This is a genomic window from Cytobacillus sp. FSL R5-0377 (genome assembly GCF_038004385.1).
GTDB lineage: Bacteria > Bacillota > Bacilli > Bacillales > Cytobacillaceae > Cytobacillus.
The window spans coordinates 2,639,420-2,655,461 of the sequence record NZ_JBBORA010000001.1; the positions used below are offsets into that span (position 1 = coordinate 2,639,420).

Consider the following 16,042-nt stretch of genomic DNA (forward strand, 5'->3'; position numbering starts at 1 on the left):
TGGCCTACTTTAAAGGAAGCTTGCCACAGACCGGGCAAGCATCTCTTTGAAAGTCCGTAAAGGATCCAGCCGGTTTAATTCTTTTAGCGCCAATCTCTTTGCATTTAGTATGTCTTTGTCTACAACAGCTTGGACCTGCTTAATGAACTCTTTGTCATAAATAAAGCAATTGATTTCATAATTTAAGAACAGGCTCCGCTTATCAAAATTAGCTGTTCCGACATCACTGATTTCATTATCGATAATAATCGCCTTTGCATGGTAAAAGCCCTTTTTGTACTCATACACATAAGCACCTTGTTTAATCAAGGTCCTTAAGTAAAGATAAGAGGCCTCTTTTACAAGAATATGATCCGTGATGCATGGGACGAGTATTTTTACTGTGACGCCGCGTTCCAGGGCATGAATTAAGTCCTGAAAAAGCCTTTTGCCCGGAATAAAATAGGGGGTCCCAATCGTAATGCTCTTTTTCGCCTTCCTTATTATGGAGGAGAAGCTTTCTTCTAAAAATGCCCCTTTATAAGATCCGAACTGATGGCGGGTATCTCCTGCAGGCAGCTCAGGAAAATAGACACTGTTTGCAAGCAGGTCAGTCTTTGCTGCTTTATACCAATCGGTTAGAAACTCTCTTTGCAGATCCTCTACCCCTTCACCACGGAATTTCAAATGATAGTCACGCCAGGGGGTCAGCTTTTTATCTAGATTGATGTATTCTTTGCCGATATTGAAGCCGCCAATGTATCCGATCTTTCCGTCAATGACGGTAATTTTCCGGTGGTTCCTTGCCTGAAATGAATAGAAAAGAAAAGGCAGCTTTGGCACATGGGCAAACGAAAATTTGACGCCGCTGCTTTTAAGATCCTTAACGGTTTTTCGTTTAACAGGAAGGCTTCCGGCCCAATCCAGCAGAAGGCGGACTTCTACTCCTTCTTTTGCTTTACCCTTTAAAATGGTTAAAAACTCCTTGCTGATTTTATCATCCTTCACAATATAAAATAAAATATGGATGTGCTTTTGCGCCTTTTTTAGCTCGGAGAATAAATCATCAAACAAAGCAGGCCCGTCTGCAAACAACTCCATATCAGACTGCCGGATGGGTAAGGCGGTCCGCTCAAGCTTTTTCATATGGCTTTTCCGGCCCCATGTAAAATCAATATAGAGCCATAAGAAGATGACGAGTAAAACGACCATAATGATATTCCAGACAGTCAATGCAATCTTCCTCTCGACAGGATTTTCCTGTTAGTATTTCCTGCAGAGCTTTTTCTATCATGAAATCTTCCCAAAAGGGGAGGACTTTTCACCTTTAAAAAGAATTTAATAAATGAAAATAATAAAATATTTCGAACAAGTTTAACGAAAAATGGTTGACTGAATGCTCATTCATAATATAATAGGAGTAATAGTAAATTCAGAAAATTATATTGTTTTTAAAATTTTCTAAGATGGAGAAAGGAGCACCATGCCTATGAACGGTTTATTATGGATCAACTTAATTGCATTTCTTCTTGTAACCGCTTACGCTATGAGCCTGTTTGTCTATGTTGTGAAGACGCGGATTGAATATATCAAGCTTGGCAAAAAGGTAGAGTTTGACGGCAAGGTGAAAGAGCGCCTTGAGAAGATCTGGGTCAACGTATTCGGCCAGAAAAAGCTTTTAAAGGATAAGAAAAGCGGAATCATCCACGTTATGTTTTTCTACGGCTTCATTCTTGTCCAATTCGGAGCGATTGATTTTATTATTAAAGGAATTAAGCCTGGTGCTCACTTGCCGCTTGGCCCTTTATATCCCGGGTTCACCTTTTTCCAGGAAATTGTGACCCTCATGATTCTTGTAGCAGTAATTTGGGCTTTCTACCGTCGTTATGTGGAAAAGCTTGTCCGTTTAAAGCGCGGATTCAAATCAGGTCTTGTGCTTATTTTTATCGGAGGGCTGATGCTTTCCGTTCTGCTTGGCAATGGCATGAGCATGATCTGGCATGGCCATGAAGGAACCTGGACAGAGCCGGTTGCTTCCCTGATTGCAGGCGGGTTCTCATGGATGGGTGAAACAGCCTCGATTGCTGTATTTTATGTCGCATGGTGGATTCACTTATTATTCCTGCTTGCATTCCTAGTGTATGTGCCTCAATCCAAGCACGCACACTTAATCGCCGGACCGGCCAACGTATATTTCAACCGGCTGGACAATCCGGGGAAATTAAAGGCGATTGATTTTGAAGATGAGACACAGGAAAGCTTTGGTGTTGGAAAAATTGAAGATTTTACACAGCATCAGATGATCGACTTCTATGCATGTGTGGAATGCGGACGCTGTACCAATATGTGTCCGGCAACAGGAACTGGAAAGATGCTTTCACCGATGGATTTAATCCTGAAATTGCGTGATCATTTAACGAACCACGGTGCTGCTGTCACGTCAAAGCAGCCATGGGTTCCGACATTTGCTTTTTCTAATACGAAAGGCAATCAGCTGGCCCTTGCAGCTGCCGGCCAGGGTGCAGAAGAAGCTGCGGCTGGCCTTGCATACAGCCCAAGTCTGATTGGCGAAGTCATTACAGAAGAAGAAATATGGGCTTGTACGACTTGCCGAAACTGTGAAGACCAATGCCCGGTTATGAATGAACATGTTGATAAAATTATTGATTTGCGCCGCTATCTTGTATTAACAGAGGGTAAAATGGACGCGGATGCACAGCGCGCCATGACCAATATCGAGCGCCAGGGCAATCCTTGGGGACTGAACCGCAAGGAGCGCGAAGACTGGAGAGAGGCACGTGAAGATGTTCTTGTGCCGACAGTGAAGGAAATGAAGAAGGCGGGAGAAGAGTTCGAATACTTATTCTGGGTTGGCTCCATGGGCTCTTACGACAACCGCAGCCAGAAGATCGCTCTTTCATTTGCAAAACTAATGAATGAAGCTGGCGTCAAGTTCGCGATCCTTGGCAATAAGGAAAAGAACTCTGGTGATACACCAAGGCGTCTTGGAAACGAGTTCCTATTCCAGGAGCTTGCTGCGAAGAACATTGAAGAGTTTGAGAAAAATGAAGTGAAGAAAATTGTCACAATCGACCCTCATGCCTACAATATTTTCAAGAATGAGTATCCGGATTTCGGATTAGAGGCAGAGGTTTATCACCATACTGAAGTTCTTGCCCAGCTTGTGGAAGAGGGCAAGCTGAAGCCGCAATATGCAGTGGAAGAAACAATTACCTTCCATGATTCCTGCTATCTTGGACGCTACAACGAGGTGTATGATCCTCCTCGTGAGATTCTTAAGAGCATTCCGGGTGTCAAGCTTGTGGAAATGGAAAGAAACCGCGAAACCGGCATGTGCTGCGGAGCGGGCGGCGGCCTGATGTGGATGGAAGAAGAAACCGGACACCGCATCAATGTCTCACGCACAGAGCAGGCATTGGCAGTGAATCCATCTGTGATCAGTTCAGGATGTCCATACTGCTTAACGATGCTGTCTGATGGAACGAAAGCTAAAGAAGTGGAAGAACAGGTTCATACGTACGATGTAGCTGAAATTCTCGAGAAGTCTGTGGTGGGCGAAAGCCGGAATGTAGCATCCTAGCATTATGAAAGTGGAAATTGAAGCACGTCCGAAATTCCCGTAAGGCATTTTGACGAAAATGTTTTTGCCTGAATTTTGTGTAAAGTGTTTCAATTTCCGCTATTTTTCTAGTAAAATAGAAAATGATAAAAGCGCTTACATTCTTTCAGGGAAAATCCTATTTATTTCAAGTCCTTTCGAGCGAGCGTTCAGTCAATGACCGCACCTTCACAAACAGTTAACTTCAATGAGATCTGCAGCATAGACGCTATTTTTTTCTAATTAATTTTTCGAACATTTTAAATTAATAGTACAAAGGAGCGATTCTTTATGGGGAAAACCGTAATTCTTAGCGGAGTAAGAACACCTTTTGGAAAATTTGCCGGAGCGCTCACCAGCTTTGCAGCTTCTGACCTTGGCGGATTTGCAGTAAAAGAAGCGCTGAACCGTGCAGGCGTTAACCCTGAGGATGTAGACGAAGTAATTCTCGGAACGGTTCTTCAGGGCGGGCAGGGCCAGATCCCTTCACGCCAGGCAGCGAGAAAAGCAGGCTTGCCATGGGAAGTGAAAACAGAAACGATCAATAAAGTGTGTGCATCCGGGATGCGCAGCGTCACATTAGGGGATCAGATTATCCGTGCGGGTGACGAGGAAGTCATCGTTGCAGGCGGCATGGAGTCCATGAGCAACGCGCCGTACATTTTGCCAAAAGCACGCTGGGGACTTCGCATGGGTGATTCTGCGGTCAAGGATTTAATGGTCCACGACGGATTAAGCTGCAGCTTCACTGGTGTCCATATGGGAACGTACGGAAACTCGACAGCAAAAGAATTCGAAATCAGCCGTGAAGAGCAGGATAACTGGGCGCTGAGAAGCCATGAACGTGCCATTGCGGCCATTGAAGCCGGTAAGCTGGCAGAAGAAATCGTCCCTGTGGAAGTTCCTCAGCGAAAAGGAGACCCGGTCGTTGTATCTCAGGATGAGTCACCACGTAAAGATACTTCAATAGAAAAGCTCGCTAAACTCGGATCTGTTTTTAACTCCGACGGAACGATCACTGCCGGAAATGCACCTGGCGTCAATGACGGGGCAGCAGCATTGGTATTAATGAGCGAAGAACGGGCAGAACGTGAAGGCAAAAAACCGGAAGCTTATATTCTCGGCCATACAGCTCTTGCAGTGGAAGCTAAAGACTTTCCGCAGACACCTGGCCTTGTTATTAATGCTCTTTTGAAAAAGACAGGAAAAACCCTGGAAGAGATTGATCTCTTTGAAATTAACGAAGCATTTGCGGCTGTTGCTCTCACCAGCGGGAAAATTGCCGGCCTAGATGCAGAAAAAGTAAACGTCAATGGCGGCGCTGTGGCACTCGGCCACCCAATTGGAGCGAGCGGAGCAAGAATTATCCTGACCCTGATGCACGAACTGAAACGCCGCGGAGGCGGTATCGGCATCGCGGCTATCTGCAGCGGCGGCGGCCAGGGCGATGCGGTAATGATAGAGGTTCCAAAGCAGTAATTTGTTTTGGTAAGGCGGCTGCACTTTGGTAAACGCCGTCTTACCGGACATAAGGGCGGTGCCTCACGGCCTCAATAATCAATATACCCGGCAAATGGATAAAAACCGGGACGGAACGAACATTTACCGGCCAAAATCGGTTATATACCGGCCACTTTTATTAAAATACCGGCCAAACGGAGAAACGATCTGTCAAACCCAGGAACGGAGGATACAAAAATGAACGTAAAAAACATTATGGTAATCGGTGCTGGACAAATGGGTTCAGGAATTGCACAGGTTTGTGCACAGGCAGGCTATAGCGTCATCTTAAACGACTTAAAGCCGGAATTTGTGGAACGCGGCTTTGGTGTGATTAAGAAGAATCTTTCCCGCCAGGTGGAAAAAGGGCGCATGACAGCGGACGAGATGGAAGCAGTGCTGAAAAATGTAACCGCTTCAAATGATCTTCAGGACGCTAAAAACGTGGAGCTTGTCATCGAAGCGGCGGTTGAAAATATGGAGATCAAAACGAAGATCTTCAGCCAGCTCGATGAAATTGCACCAGAGCATGCCATTTTGGCAAGCAACACATCATCCCTTCCGATTACAGAAATCGCAGCCGCAACAAAGCGTCCGGAGAAAGTAATCGGCATGCATTTTATGAACCCGGTGCCGGTGATGAAGCTTGTGGAAATCATCCGCGGCCTCGCGACGGCAGACGAAGTGTACCAAACCATTGAAGACATCACGAAGACGCTTCAAAAAGTGCCGGTTGAAGTGAATGACTTCCCGGGATTCGTATCCAACCGCATTCTGATGCCGATGATCAATGAAGCAGTTTACACACTTTATGAAGGGGTCGCGACAAAAGAGGCCATTGATGAAGTGATGAAGCTCGGCATGAACCATCCAATGGGACCGCTGACTTTGGCTGACTTCATTGGCCTGGACACATGCCTGTATATTATGGAAACCCTGCATGAAGGCTTTGGCGATGATAAATACCGCCCATGTCCGCTGTTAAGAAAATATGTGAAAGCCGGCTGGCTAGGCAAGAAGACAGGCAGAGGCTTCTACGTTTACGAATAAATAATAGGCCTTGGCCACAAGTGCCGGGCAGCATCGGAGGGTATACAAATGAACCTGAGATTTACAGAAGAGCAGGAAATGATGAGAAAAATGGTGCGGGATTTTGCCCAGGCGGAAATCGCCCCTTTTGTTGAAAAAATGGAGCAGGGCGAGTTCCCTCGGGAGATTCTCCGCAAAATGGGCGAGCTTGGCCTGATGGGGATTCCCATTCCTGAAAAATACGGCGGAGCGGAAATGGACTTTACTTCTTACATTATCGCCATCCATGAACTGTCCCGCGTAAGTGCGACAGTTGGCGTTATTTTATCGGTCCATACGTCGGTTGGAACAAATCCGATCCTTTATTTCGGTACGGAAGAGCAAAAGCAGAAATATATTCCGAAGCTTGCCTCTGGTGAGTATCTTGGTGCTTTTTGCCTCACGGAACCGAGCGCTGGCTCGGATGCAGGAAGCTTAAAGTCCCGTGCGGTAAAAGACGGAGACCATTATGTCATTAATGGATCCAAGGTTTTCATTACGAATGCCAGCGAAGCTGACGTATACATTGTATTTGCCTCCACAAATCCTGAGCTTGGGAGCAAAGGCATTTCCGCTTTCATTGTCGAGAAGGATACGCCAGGACTTGTATTTGGGAAAGATGAGCACAAAATGGGGCTGCACGGCTCAAGAACGCTGCAGCTGACATTTGAAGACATGCGGGTTCCGGCTGACAATCTTCTTGGCAGTGAAGGAGAAGGCTTTAAGATTGCGATGGCCAATCTGGATGCCGGACGGATCGGGATTGCTTCACAGGCACTCGGAATCGCAGAAGCAGCCTTTGAAGCCGCCGCGGATTATGCAAAGGAGCGTGTACAGTTCGGCAAGCCGATCGCCGCTCAGCAGGGTGTCGGCTTTAAGCTTGCAGACATGGCAACAAGCGTCGAAGCCGCAAAACTATTAATCTATCGCGCAGCAAACATGCGCCAGCGCGGCATCAAATGCGGACTGGAAGCCTCCATGGCGAAGCTGTTTGCATCCAAAACGGCGGTGGATGTGACTACAGAGGCCATCCAGGTATTCGGCGGCTACGGCTACACAGAGGATTACCCGGTTGAGCGCTACTTCCGCGATGCCAAAATTACAGAAATCTATGAAGGCACAAGCGAAATTCAGCGGATTGTTATCAGTAAACAGCTGTAAAGCAGTCTTTTTATAAAGAAATCAAGAATCCATATAAAGCGAGGGACCAACAATGAATTTCCAATTAAGTGAAGAGCATGAAATGATCAGAAAAATGGTACGCGATTTTGCCAAAAATGAAGTCGCTCCGACGGCTGCTGAACGCGACGAAGAAGAGCGCTTTGACAGAGAAATTTTTGACAAAATGGCGGAGCTTGGCTTAACCGGGATTCCGTGGCCTGAAGAGTACGGCGGAATCGGCAGTGATTATCTGGCTTATTGCATCGCAGTTGAGGAGCTTTCAAGAGTATGTGCCTCTACAGGTGTAACTCTTTCAGCCCATACTTCCCTTGCCGGCTGGCCGATTTTCAAGTTCGGCAGCGAAGACCAGAAGCAAAAATACTTAAAGCCAATGGCGCAGGGTGAAAAAATCGGCGCGTATGGACTTACGGAGCCTGGCAGCGGATCTGATGCCGGCGGAATGAGAACGACAGCACGTCTTGAAGGCGATCATTATGTCCTTAACGGCAGTAAAATTTTCATTACAAACGGCGGAATTGCCTATATCTATGTAGTGTTTGCCCTGACAGATCCATCCTCCAAGCATAAAGGAACAACCGCATTTATAGTGGAATCCGGCTTTGAAGGCTTCTCTGTCGGCAAGAAGGAAAAGAAATTGGGGATCCGTTCCTCACCTACAACGGAGATTATTTTCGAAGAGTGCAAGGTTCCGGTTGAGAACGTGCTGGGCAATGTAGGTGAAGGCTTCAAAGTTGCCATGATGACGCTTGATGGCGGCCGCAACGGCATCGCTGCCCAGGCAGTCGGAATCGCTCAGGGCGCACTGGATGCTTCCATCGAATACGCCAAAGAACGCCACCAGTTCGGCAAGCCAATTGCTGCCCAGCAGGGAATTGGCTTCAAGCTGGCAGACATGGCCACAAGCATCGAAGCCTCAAGACTATTAACTTACCAGGCGGCTTGGCTGGAGTCAGAAGGACTTCCGTACGGAAAGGAATCAGCTATGTCCAAACTTCTTGCCGGTGACACGGCCATGAAAGTGACAACAGATGCCGTTCAAATCTTTGGCGGCTACGGATATACAAAGGACTATCCAGTAGAACGCTTCATGCGCGACGCCAAAATCACGCAGATCTACGAAGGAACACAGGAAATCCAGCGTCTAGTAATCTCTCGAATGGTAACGAAATAATTAATGATTTTTCGCAGAGTTTATTGACTTCATGTCGCTGTTCAAGTTTAGCCACTGAGTTGATCCTCGATGTGGGTACCTGATCCTCGAAAATGCTGACGCATTTCCTTCGTGCGGTGTTGACTCGAGGAAGCTTAATCAATGTCCAGCGGGAGGAGGTTCCCATTCCTCCCCGCAGCGGAAATCAACGGACAGAATTCAATGATAAAACAATATTGAAAAAAACTTTTTAAAATAAACAGATTCAATGGATGATTCCCGGGAGGGCGGTGGATAACAATGAAAAAACGGGAAGTGCAGGCTTCTGTTAAAGATGAGCGTCTTGTCAAAAAAAGACGCGATCAGATGATTAAAGGTGCCGTCACCCTTTTTATCCAAAAAGGGTTCCATCGTACAACAACTAGAGAGATTGCAAAGGCATCTGGTTTTAGTATTGGAACGCTTTATGAATACATCCGTACGAAGGAAGACGTCCTATACCTGGTTTGTGACAGCATTTACGATCAGGTTGCCGAGCGGCTTCAAAAAGGCCTTGATACCAAAAAAGGCACACTTGAGAGCCTAAAGCAGGGCATCGCCGATTACTTCAAAGTGGTTGACGAAATGCAGGATGAAGTCCTTGTTATGTACCAGGAAGTAAAGGCGCTTACAAAGGATGCCCTTCCATATGTGCTGAAGAAAGAAATAGAAATGGTCGGCATGTTTGAGCATGTCATTACCCTTTGCGTAGAGAACGGGGAACTGGACCTGCCGGAGGAAAAAATCAAGATGATCGCCCATAACATTTTTGTCCAGGGGCAAATGTGGGCATTCCGCCGCTGGTCACTGCAGAAGATGTACAGCATCGAGGAATATATCCAGCTGCAGACCAATCTTCTTTTTCAGGGAATAAAGGATTCCGAAAAGGTCTCGGAAAATGCTTAAGAATAGCGCAGGCTAAGGCTTGCGTTTACGGACAAGGGGGAGAACGATGAGCAATCCAGAAGTCTATAAGCCGAAAAATCATATTCGTTTTGTGACGGCTTCCAGCCTGTTTGACGGGCATGATGCGTCCATTAATATTATGCGCCGCATCATTCAGGCAAGCGGGGCAGAGGTCATCCACCTCGGACATAACCGTTCTGTTGAGGAGGTCGTAAATGCTGCCATCCAGGAGGATGTGCAGGGCATTGCCATTTCCTCTTATCAGGGCGGACATGTGGAGTACTTCAAATATATGTATGACCTTCTGAAGGAAAGAGGCGCATCCCACATCCGCATTTATGGCGGCGGGGGCGGAGTCATCATCCCGAAGGAAATTAAGGAATTGCATGACTACGGAATCGCGCGGATATTCTCGCCGGAAGACGGCCGTCAATATGGTCTTCAGGGCATGATTGATCAAATGATCAAGGAATGTGATTTCCCGACGTTTACAGCCGAAGCATCTGAGCAGATTGAAAAGCTTCAGGATGGGGAAACCAATGCGATTGCCAAGCTGATTACATTGGCTGAGCATCAGGTAACCGTAGGCAAGGAAGCAGCCGCAGCACTTGAGCCGGTCATGGAGAAAGTGAAATCACTGGAAAAGCAGGTTCCTGTAGTGGGAATTACGGGTACAGGCGGTGCCGGGAAAAGCTCGCTGACAGACGAACTGATCCGCCGCTTCATCAACGAAATTCCGGAGAAAAAGGTTGCGATTCTTTCTGTTGACCCGACAAAGCAAAAAACAGGCGGTGCCCTTCTTGGCGACCGTATCCGTATGAATGCCATTTTTAATCCGCGGGTCTATATGCGCAGCCTGGCAACCCGAAACTCCCGCAGCGAGCTGTCGCTTGCAATTCAGGATGCGATTTCGGTTGTCAAAGCAGCCGGCTTTGATTTGATTATTGTGGAAACAAGCGGAATCGGGCAGGGTGATGCCGGCATTACGGAAATTTGTGATGCATCCATGTATGTCATGACAAGTGAGTTCGGTGCTCCTTCCCAGCTTGAAAAAATTGATATGATCGATTATGCCGATTTGATTGTCATTAATAAATTTGAGCGCAAAGGCTCAGAGGATGCGATGCGCCAGGTGCAAAAGCAGTACCAGCGCAGCCGGATGCTTTTTGAAAAAGAGCTTGAAGATATGCCAGTCTACGGAACCATTGCAAGCCAGTTCAATGACCCGGGCACAAATGCGGTGTTTGCGGCACTGGTGGAAACGATTAATGAAAAAGCAGGTACAGACTGGAAAACAAGTTTTACAAAAGAAGCAAAAGTGGAAAAGCAGAATGTCATTATTCCAAATGAACAGCGCTATTACCTCCGCGAGGTATCAGAAACCGTCCGCGGCTACCATAAGAAAGCCGAAGAGCAGGCAGATCTTGCCCGCAAGCTTTTCCAGCTGGAAGGGGCACTTCTTGCTGTTAAAGAACAAGAAGGAAACGAAGAAGTCATCGCTTCGCTTGAAGCCATTAAATTATCTGTAGAAGAAAAGCTTACGGCTGAAACCAAGAACATTCTTGCAGGATGGGAAGAATTGAAGGAAAAATACACCGGCGAGCAATTTGTCACAAAGATCCGCGATAAAGAAATCGTGACGGTTTTAAAAACAAAGAGCTTGTCCGGGCTGTCGATTCCAAAAGTAGCACTTCCGAAGTACAAGGATTACGGAGAAATCATCCGCTGGGTATATAGAGAAAATGTGCCGGGTTCCTTCCCATATACAGCAGGTGTTTTCCCATTCAAGCGCGAGGGTGAAGATCCGAAAAGACAGTTTGCCGGAGAAGGTACACCTGAACGGACAAACCGCCGCTTCCACTATCTCTCCAAAGATGATGCAGCAAAGCGACTGAGCACAGCTTTTGATTCTGTGACCCTGTACGGGGAGGATCCGGACTACCGCCCAGATATTTACGGAAAAGTCGGGGAGAGCGGAGTCAGCATCTGTACGCTGGATGATATGAAGAAGCTGTATGCCGGTTTTGACCTGTGCCATCCATCTACATCTGTATCGATGACGATTAATGGACCGGCGCCGATAATTTTAGCCATGTTCATGAACACAGCCATCGAACAGCAGATTGAGGCGAAAGAGCAGGAGCTTGGCCGCGTGCTGACACCGGAAGAATTCACAGAAGTCAGGGCGAAAACGCTGCAGACGGTCCGCGGGACGGTTCAGGCTGATATTTTAAAAGAGGATCAGGGACAGAATACGTGTATCTTCTCAACAGAATTTGCTTTACGAATGATGGGGGATATCCAGCAGTACTTTATCGACCATAAAGTCCGCAACTATTACTCTGTTTCGATTTCCGGCTACCATATCGCAGAAGCGGGTGCAAATCCGATTTCTCAGCTTGCCTTTACACTGGCAAATGGCTTCACCTATGTCGAGTACTATTTGAGCAGAGGAATGAACATCAATGATTTTGCACCAAACCTTTCATTTTTCTTCTCCAATGGACTGGATCCGGAGTATACGGTGCTAGGCCGTGTGGCGCGCCGCATTTGGGCAACGGTTATGAGAGATAAGTATGGTGCGAACGAAAGAAGCCAGAAGCTGAAGTACCATATCCAAACTTCAGGCCGCTCCCTGCATGCACAGGAAATTGATTTTAACGATATCCGCACAACGCTGCAGGCGTTAATGGCGCTTCAGGATAACTGCAACTCGCTTCATACCAATGCGTATGATGAAGCCATTACGACACCTACAGAGGAGTCTGTCCGCCGTGCGATGGCCATCCAGATGATCATTACAAAAGAGCATGGCTTATCGAAAAATGAAAATCCGCTTCAGGGTGCATTCATTGTAGATGAGCTGACAGATCTTGTGGAAGAACAGGTGCTGAGGGAATTTGAACGCATCAACGACCGCGGCGGCGTTCTCGGTGCCATGGAAACACAATACCAGCGCGGAAAAATCCAGGATGAGTCCATGTACTATGAAATGAAAAAGCACACTGGCGAGCTTCCGATCATTGGGGTCAACACTTACTTGAACCCTAATCCTCCATCAGAGGATGAAATGAACAACATGGAGCTAGCCAGGGCAACGAAGGAAGAAAAAGAAACGCAAATCCGCAATCTGCGCAGCTTCCAGGAGCGCAACAAAGATAAATCGGAAGAGGCACTGAAACGTTTGAAGGAAGCCGCAGTCAGCGGCGGCAATATTTTTGCTGAGCTGATGGAAACTGTCAAAGTGGCAAGCCTCGGCCAGATTACCCGTGCATTATACGAAGTGGGCGGGCAATACCGCCGCAATATGTAGATGGATCCATAGGGCCTGCCAATGCAGGCCCTTGTTTTCTGCACTATTTTTTTAATAGAGAATTAATATAAAATACATCCATATCCTATATAATGAAATCAATACATATCAGTTCACTTCGGGGAACCTGGGGATGTGAAAATATGAAAAAAATCTTGCTCTATGCAGCCATACTTGCAGCTGCTGCAGGTGTTTACTTTTTATATGGAAAACAGCTGGGAGCCATAGCATTCTTCCTGCTCGCTATCTACTTCACCTGGCTGGCCTATAAAAAGTGGGACAGACCTATGAGGCGCAGGAAACGGGGAAGGGCAGAGTAGCTTCTTTTATAAGGGCAATCCAAAATCTATTGTCTTTTATTACATATAATCTTACCTGCAGAGTTAATTGGGTCGGAGGTTCCGTTCCTCCCCGCGGGTTCGCTGCGTGCCCTGTGCTGAAATGAACAGACATTATTCAAAGCCCTTTCAATAATTTAAAATCAATACTAAATCGCATAAAAATACGCAGAACAGCAGATATAACTGGCATAAACCGTAAAAATTTGTTTATAATGAAGAATATGCCTTCTTGCAGGCTGTCCGCATGTATTTGCAGGGACCTGCGGAAATTCAATTTATATAGTTATTAATTTGCACGCTTATATGAGCGGTTACATAGGGAAAGGAAGTGCTGATATTGAGTTTGGAACAGTTCTCAACAGAAGAATTGCAGGAAATGTCATTAATCGAAGTGGCTTATGAACTTCTGACAAGCAAAAAGGAACCAATGGCCTTTAATGACATTATGAGTGAAGTAGCTAAACTTATGAACCTTTCAGAGGAACAAGTCAAGGGGAAAATTGCACAGTTCTATACAGATTTAAATATAGATGGCCATTTTATCGGATTGGGCGATAACCGCTGGGGTCTTCGTTCATGGTATCCGGTTGATCAATATGAAGAAGAAGTTGTAACAGTAATCAAGCCTAAGAAGAAAAAGGCGAAGAAGAAGGACGACGATGATCTCGATCTTGAAGATTATGATGAACTGGATGAAGAGGATATCGATTACGATGATATCGACGGATTCGAAGATGATGATCTGACAGAAGACGATGATGATGATCTTCTTGACGATGACGATGATCTTGAAGATGATGATGATGACTTTGAAGACGATGATATCGTGGATAAAGATGAAGAATTCGACCTCGGTGATGATGACGAAGAGCTTGAGGAAGATGACCTCGACGTTGACGAGGACGAAGAAAATTTATAATCTTGACTTTTCGATTCAAGGCTTGTAGAATACTTTTTGGGCTCCTTTAAAAAGGACGATTCGTTTAGACGCTAATAGCGCTCCCTTACTTACTTTTAAGTAAGCGGGGCGCTTTTTATTTTTTTACAGGCCCATGTGCCTTTTCAAGAAGAGCTAAACCATCCCTTATCGATAAGCTTCCGGTTAAAAAACGGAGGCTGCACAATAGAATTTTCATCTTTAAGTCTTTAAACCTGCATCATTATGCACAAACTGATATCAAGGGGGAATTTTTCATGACAAAGTATATTTTTGTTACGGGCGGAGTTGTTTCGTCACTGGGAAAAGGAATCACAGCAGCATCACTTGGCCGCCTGCTGAAAAACAGAGGGTTAACGGTTACAATCCAGAAATTCGATCCTTACATAAATGTGGATCCGGGAACCATGAGTCCATACCAGCATGGTGAGGTGTTTGTAACAGGTGACGGCGCGGAGACTGACCTGGATTTAGGCCACTATGAGCGCTTTGTTGATATTAACCTGACAAAGTACAGCAGTGTAACGACTGGTAAAATTTACTCAACAGTTCTTAGAAAAGAGCGCCGCGGCGACTATAACGGCGGAACGGTGCAGGTTATTCCGCATATCACCAATGAAATCAAGGATAAAGTGTTCCGTGCAGGCCATGAAACCAACTCTGATGTGGTTATCACAGAAATCGGCGGAACAGTAGGAGACATTGAATCTCTTCCATTCCTTGAAGCAATCCGCCAGATTAAGAGCGATATCGGCCGGGATAATGTGATGTACATTCACTGTACATTGGTTCCTTATATCAAGGCAGCAGGCGAAATGAAAACAAAGCCGACACAGCACAGTGTAAAAGAGCTGAGAAGCCTTGGCATTCAGCCAAACGTAATCGTTCTTCGTACAGAAATGCCAATTTCCCAGGATATGAAGGATAAAATTGCGCTATTCTGTGATATCGATAAAGAAGCCGTTATTGAAGCAACAGATGCGGATACTTTATATTCTATTCCGTTATCTCTTCAAGATCAGAAGCTTGATGAAATTGTCTGCAAGCATTTAAAGCTGAATTGCGGAGAAGCGGACATGACCGAGTGGAAGCAGCTGGTTGACAAAGTTCTAAACCTTTCCAGGAAAACGAAGATCGGCCTTGTCGGAAAATATGTTGAATTGCAGGATGCATACATCTCTGTTGTTGAAGCTTTAAAACATGCAGGTTATGCATTTGATTCTGATATTGAAATCAAATGGATCAACTCTGAAGAAGTGGACAGCACAAACGTGAATGAACTGCTTCAGGACGTGGACGGAATCCTGGTGCCGGGTGGATTTGGAGACCGCGGCATTGAAGGGAAGATCCTTGCCATTCAATATGCGCGCGAAAACAAAAAGCCGTTCCTTGGCATCTGCCTGGGCATGCAGCTGGCTTCCATTGAGTTTGCAAGAAACGTACTGGGCCTTGAAGGGGCGCACTCAGCAGAAATCGCTCCTGAAACACCGCATCCAATTATCGACCTTCTGCCAGAGCAAAAGGATATCGAAGATTTAGGCGGAACCCTAAGACTTGGACTTCAGGCCTGCAAATTGAATGAAGATACAAAAGCATTTGATGCATACAAGGATGAAGTGGTATATGAGCGCCATCGCCATCGCTATGAGTTCAACAACCACTACCGTCAGGATATGGAAAAAGCTGGCTTTGTCTTCTCCGGTACAAGCCCGGACGGCCGCCTGGTGGAAATCATCGAAGTCAAGGATCACCCTTGGTTCGTCGCTTCCCAGTTCCATCCTGAGTTTATCTCAAGACCAACCCGCCCTCAGCCATTATTCAGGGATTTTGTTGGGGCATCATTGAAGTTCAGCGAGAAACTATAATGGGAAAAACCCCCTCCGGATGCGGAGGGGGTTTTTGTCTGGACCTTTTTACGATAATTTCTGTTTAAATATAAGATTCAGAAATTTTAGTATTGAAATTGAAAAGGTTTTCATTTATACTTTTACTAAACCGGTTTACTAAA

Annotated in this window: 11 protein-coding genes; 10 read left to right on the forward strand and 1 reads right to left on the reverse strand. The window is 46.0% G+C overall.

The genetic code is table 11. The features are described from left to right. Positions 1–9: 9 nt before the first annotated feature. Positions 10–1,191, reverse strand: a complete 1,182-nt coding sequence (cls, locus tag NSQ49_RS13640) for a cardiolipin synthase (RefSeq protein ID WP_251284807.1) — start codon at positions 1,189–1,191, stop codon at positions 10–12. A gap of 277 nt (positions 1,192–1,468) precedes the next feature. Between cls and NSQ49_RS13645 the strand changes: the two genes are divergently transcribed. The 10 genes from NSQ49_RS13645 to NSQ49_RS13690 all read left to right on the forward strand — a co-directional run bounded on the left by NSQ49_RS13645 (position 1,469) and on the right by NSQ49_RS13690 (position 15,899). Then, entirely contained in the window at positions 1,469–3,580 is a 2,112-nt protein-coding gene (locus tag NSQ49_RS13645) for a heterodisulfide reductase-related iron-sulfur binding cluster (RefSeq protein ID WP_251284799.1), read from the forward strand. Between the two features lie 309 nt (positions 3,581–3,889). Continuing rightward, entirely contained in the window at positions 3,890–5,077 is a 1,188-nt protein-coding gene (locus NSQ49_RS13650) for an acetyl-CoA C-acetyltransferase (protein ID WP_251284798.1), read from the forward strand. Between the two features lie 219 nt (positions 5,078–5,296). After that, positions 5,297–6,148: a 3-hydroxybutyryl-CoA dehydrogenase gene (locus NSQ49_RS13655; RefSeq protein ID WP_159863487.1), complete on the forward strand. Its 852-nt coding sequence runs from the start codon at positions 5,297–5,299 to the stop codon at positions 6,146–6,148. Positions 6,149–6,196: 48 nt separating this feature from the next. Beyond that, positions 6,197–7,327: an acyl-CoA dehydrogenase gene (locus tag NSQ49_RS13660; RefSeq protein ID WP_251284797.1), complete on the forward strand. Its 1,131-nt coding sequence runs from the start codon at positions 6,197–6,199 to the stop codon at positions 7,325–7,327. A 52-nt stretch (positions 7,328–7,379) separates the two neighbouring features. After that, complete coding sequence (locus NSQ49_RS13665; protein ID WP_341070743.1) at positions 7,380–8,519, forward strand: acyl-CoA dehydrogenase; 1,140 nt, start codon at positions 7,380–7,382, stop codon at positions 8,517–8,519. A 279-nt stretch (positions 8,520–8,798) separates the two neighbouring features. Beyond that, positions 8,799–9,443, forward strand: coding sequence for a TetR/AcrR family transcriptional regulator (locus NSQ49_RS13670; RefSeq protein WP_251284795.1), 645 nt, complete (start codon positions 8,799–8,801; stop codon positions 9,441–9,443). A gap of 46 nt (positions 9,444–9,489) precedes the next feature. Further along, positions 9,490–12,756 (forward strand): fused isobutyryl-CoA mutase/GTPase IcmF, encoded by a 3,267-nt coding sequence (gene icmF / locus NSQ49_RS13675; RefSeq protein ID WP_251284794.1) that lies wholly within the window; start codon positions 9,490–9,492, stop codon positions 12,754–12,756. Positions 12,757–12,899: 143 nt separating this feature from the next. Beyond that, on the forward strand, positions 12,900–13,076 hold the full coding sequence (locus NSQ49_RS13680) for a hypothetical protein (protein ID WP_201306511.1): 177 nt from the start codon (positions 12,900–12,902) through the stop codon (positions 13,074–13,076). A gap of 358 nt (positions 13,077–13,434) precedes the next feature. Then, the gene (gene rpoE / locus NSQ49_RS13685) at positions 13,435–14,016 is read left to right on the forward strand and encodes a DNA-directed RNA polymerase subunit delta (protein ID WP_251284793.1); all 582 of its coding nucleotides are present in this window, start codon (positions 13,435–13,437) and stop codon (positions 14,014–14,016) included. Between the two features lie 275 nt (positions 14,017–14,291). After that, positions 14,292–15,899 carry a CTP synthase gene (locus NSQ49_RS13690; RefSeq protein WP_159863481.1) on the forward strand — a complete coding sequence of 536 codons (1,608 nt, stop codon included), beginning with the start codon at positions 14,292–14,294 and terminating at the stop codon, positions 15,897–15,899. Positions 15,900–16,042: the final 143 nt, after the last annotated feature.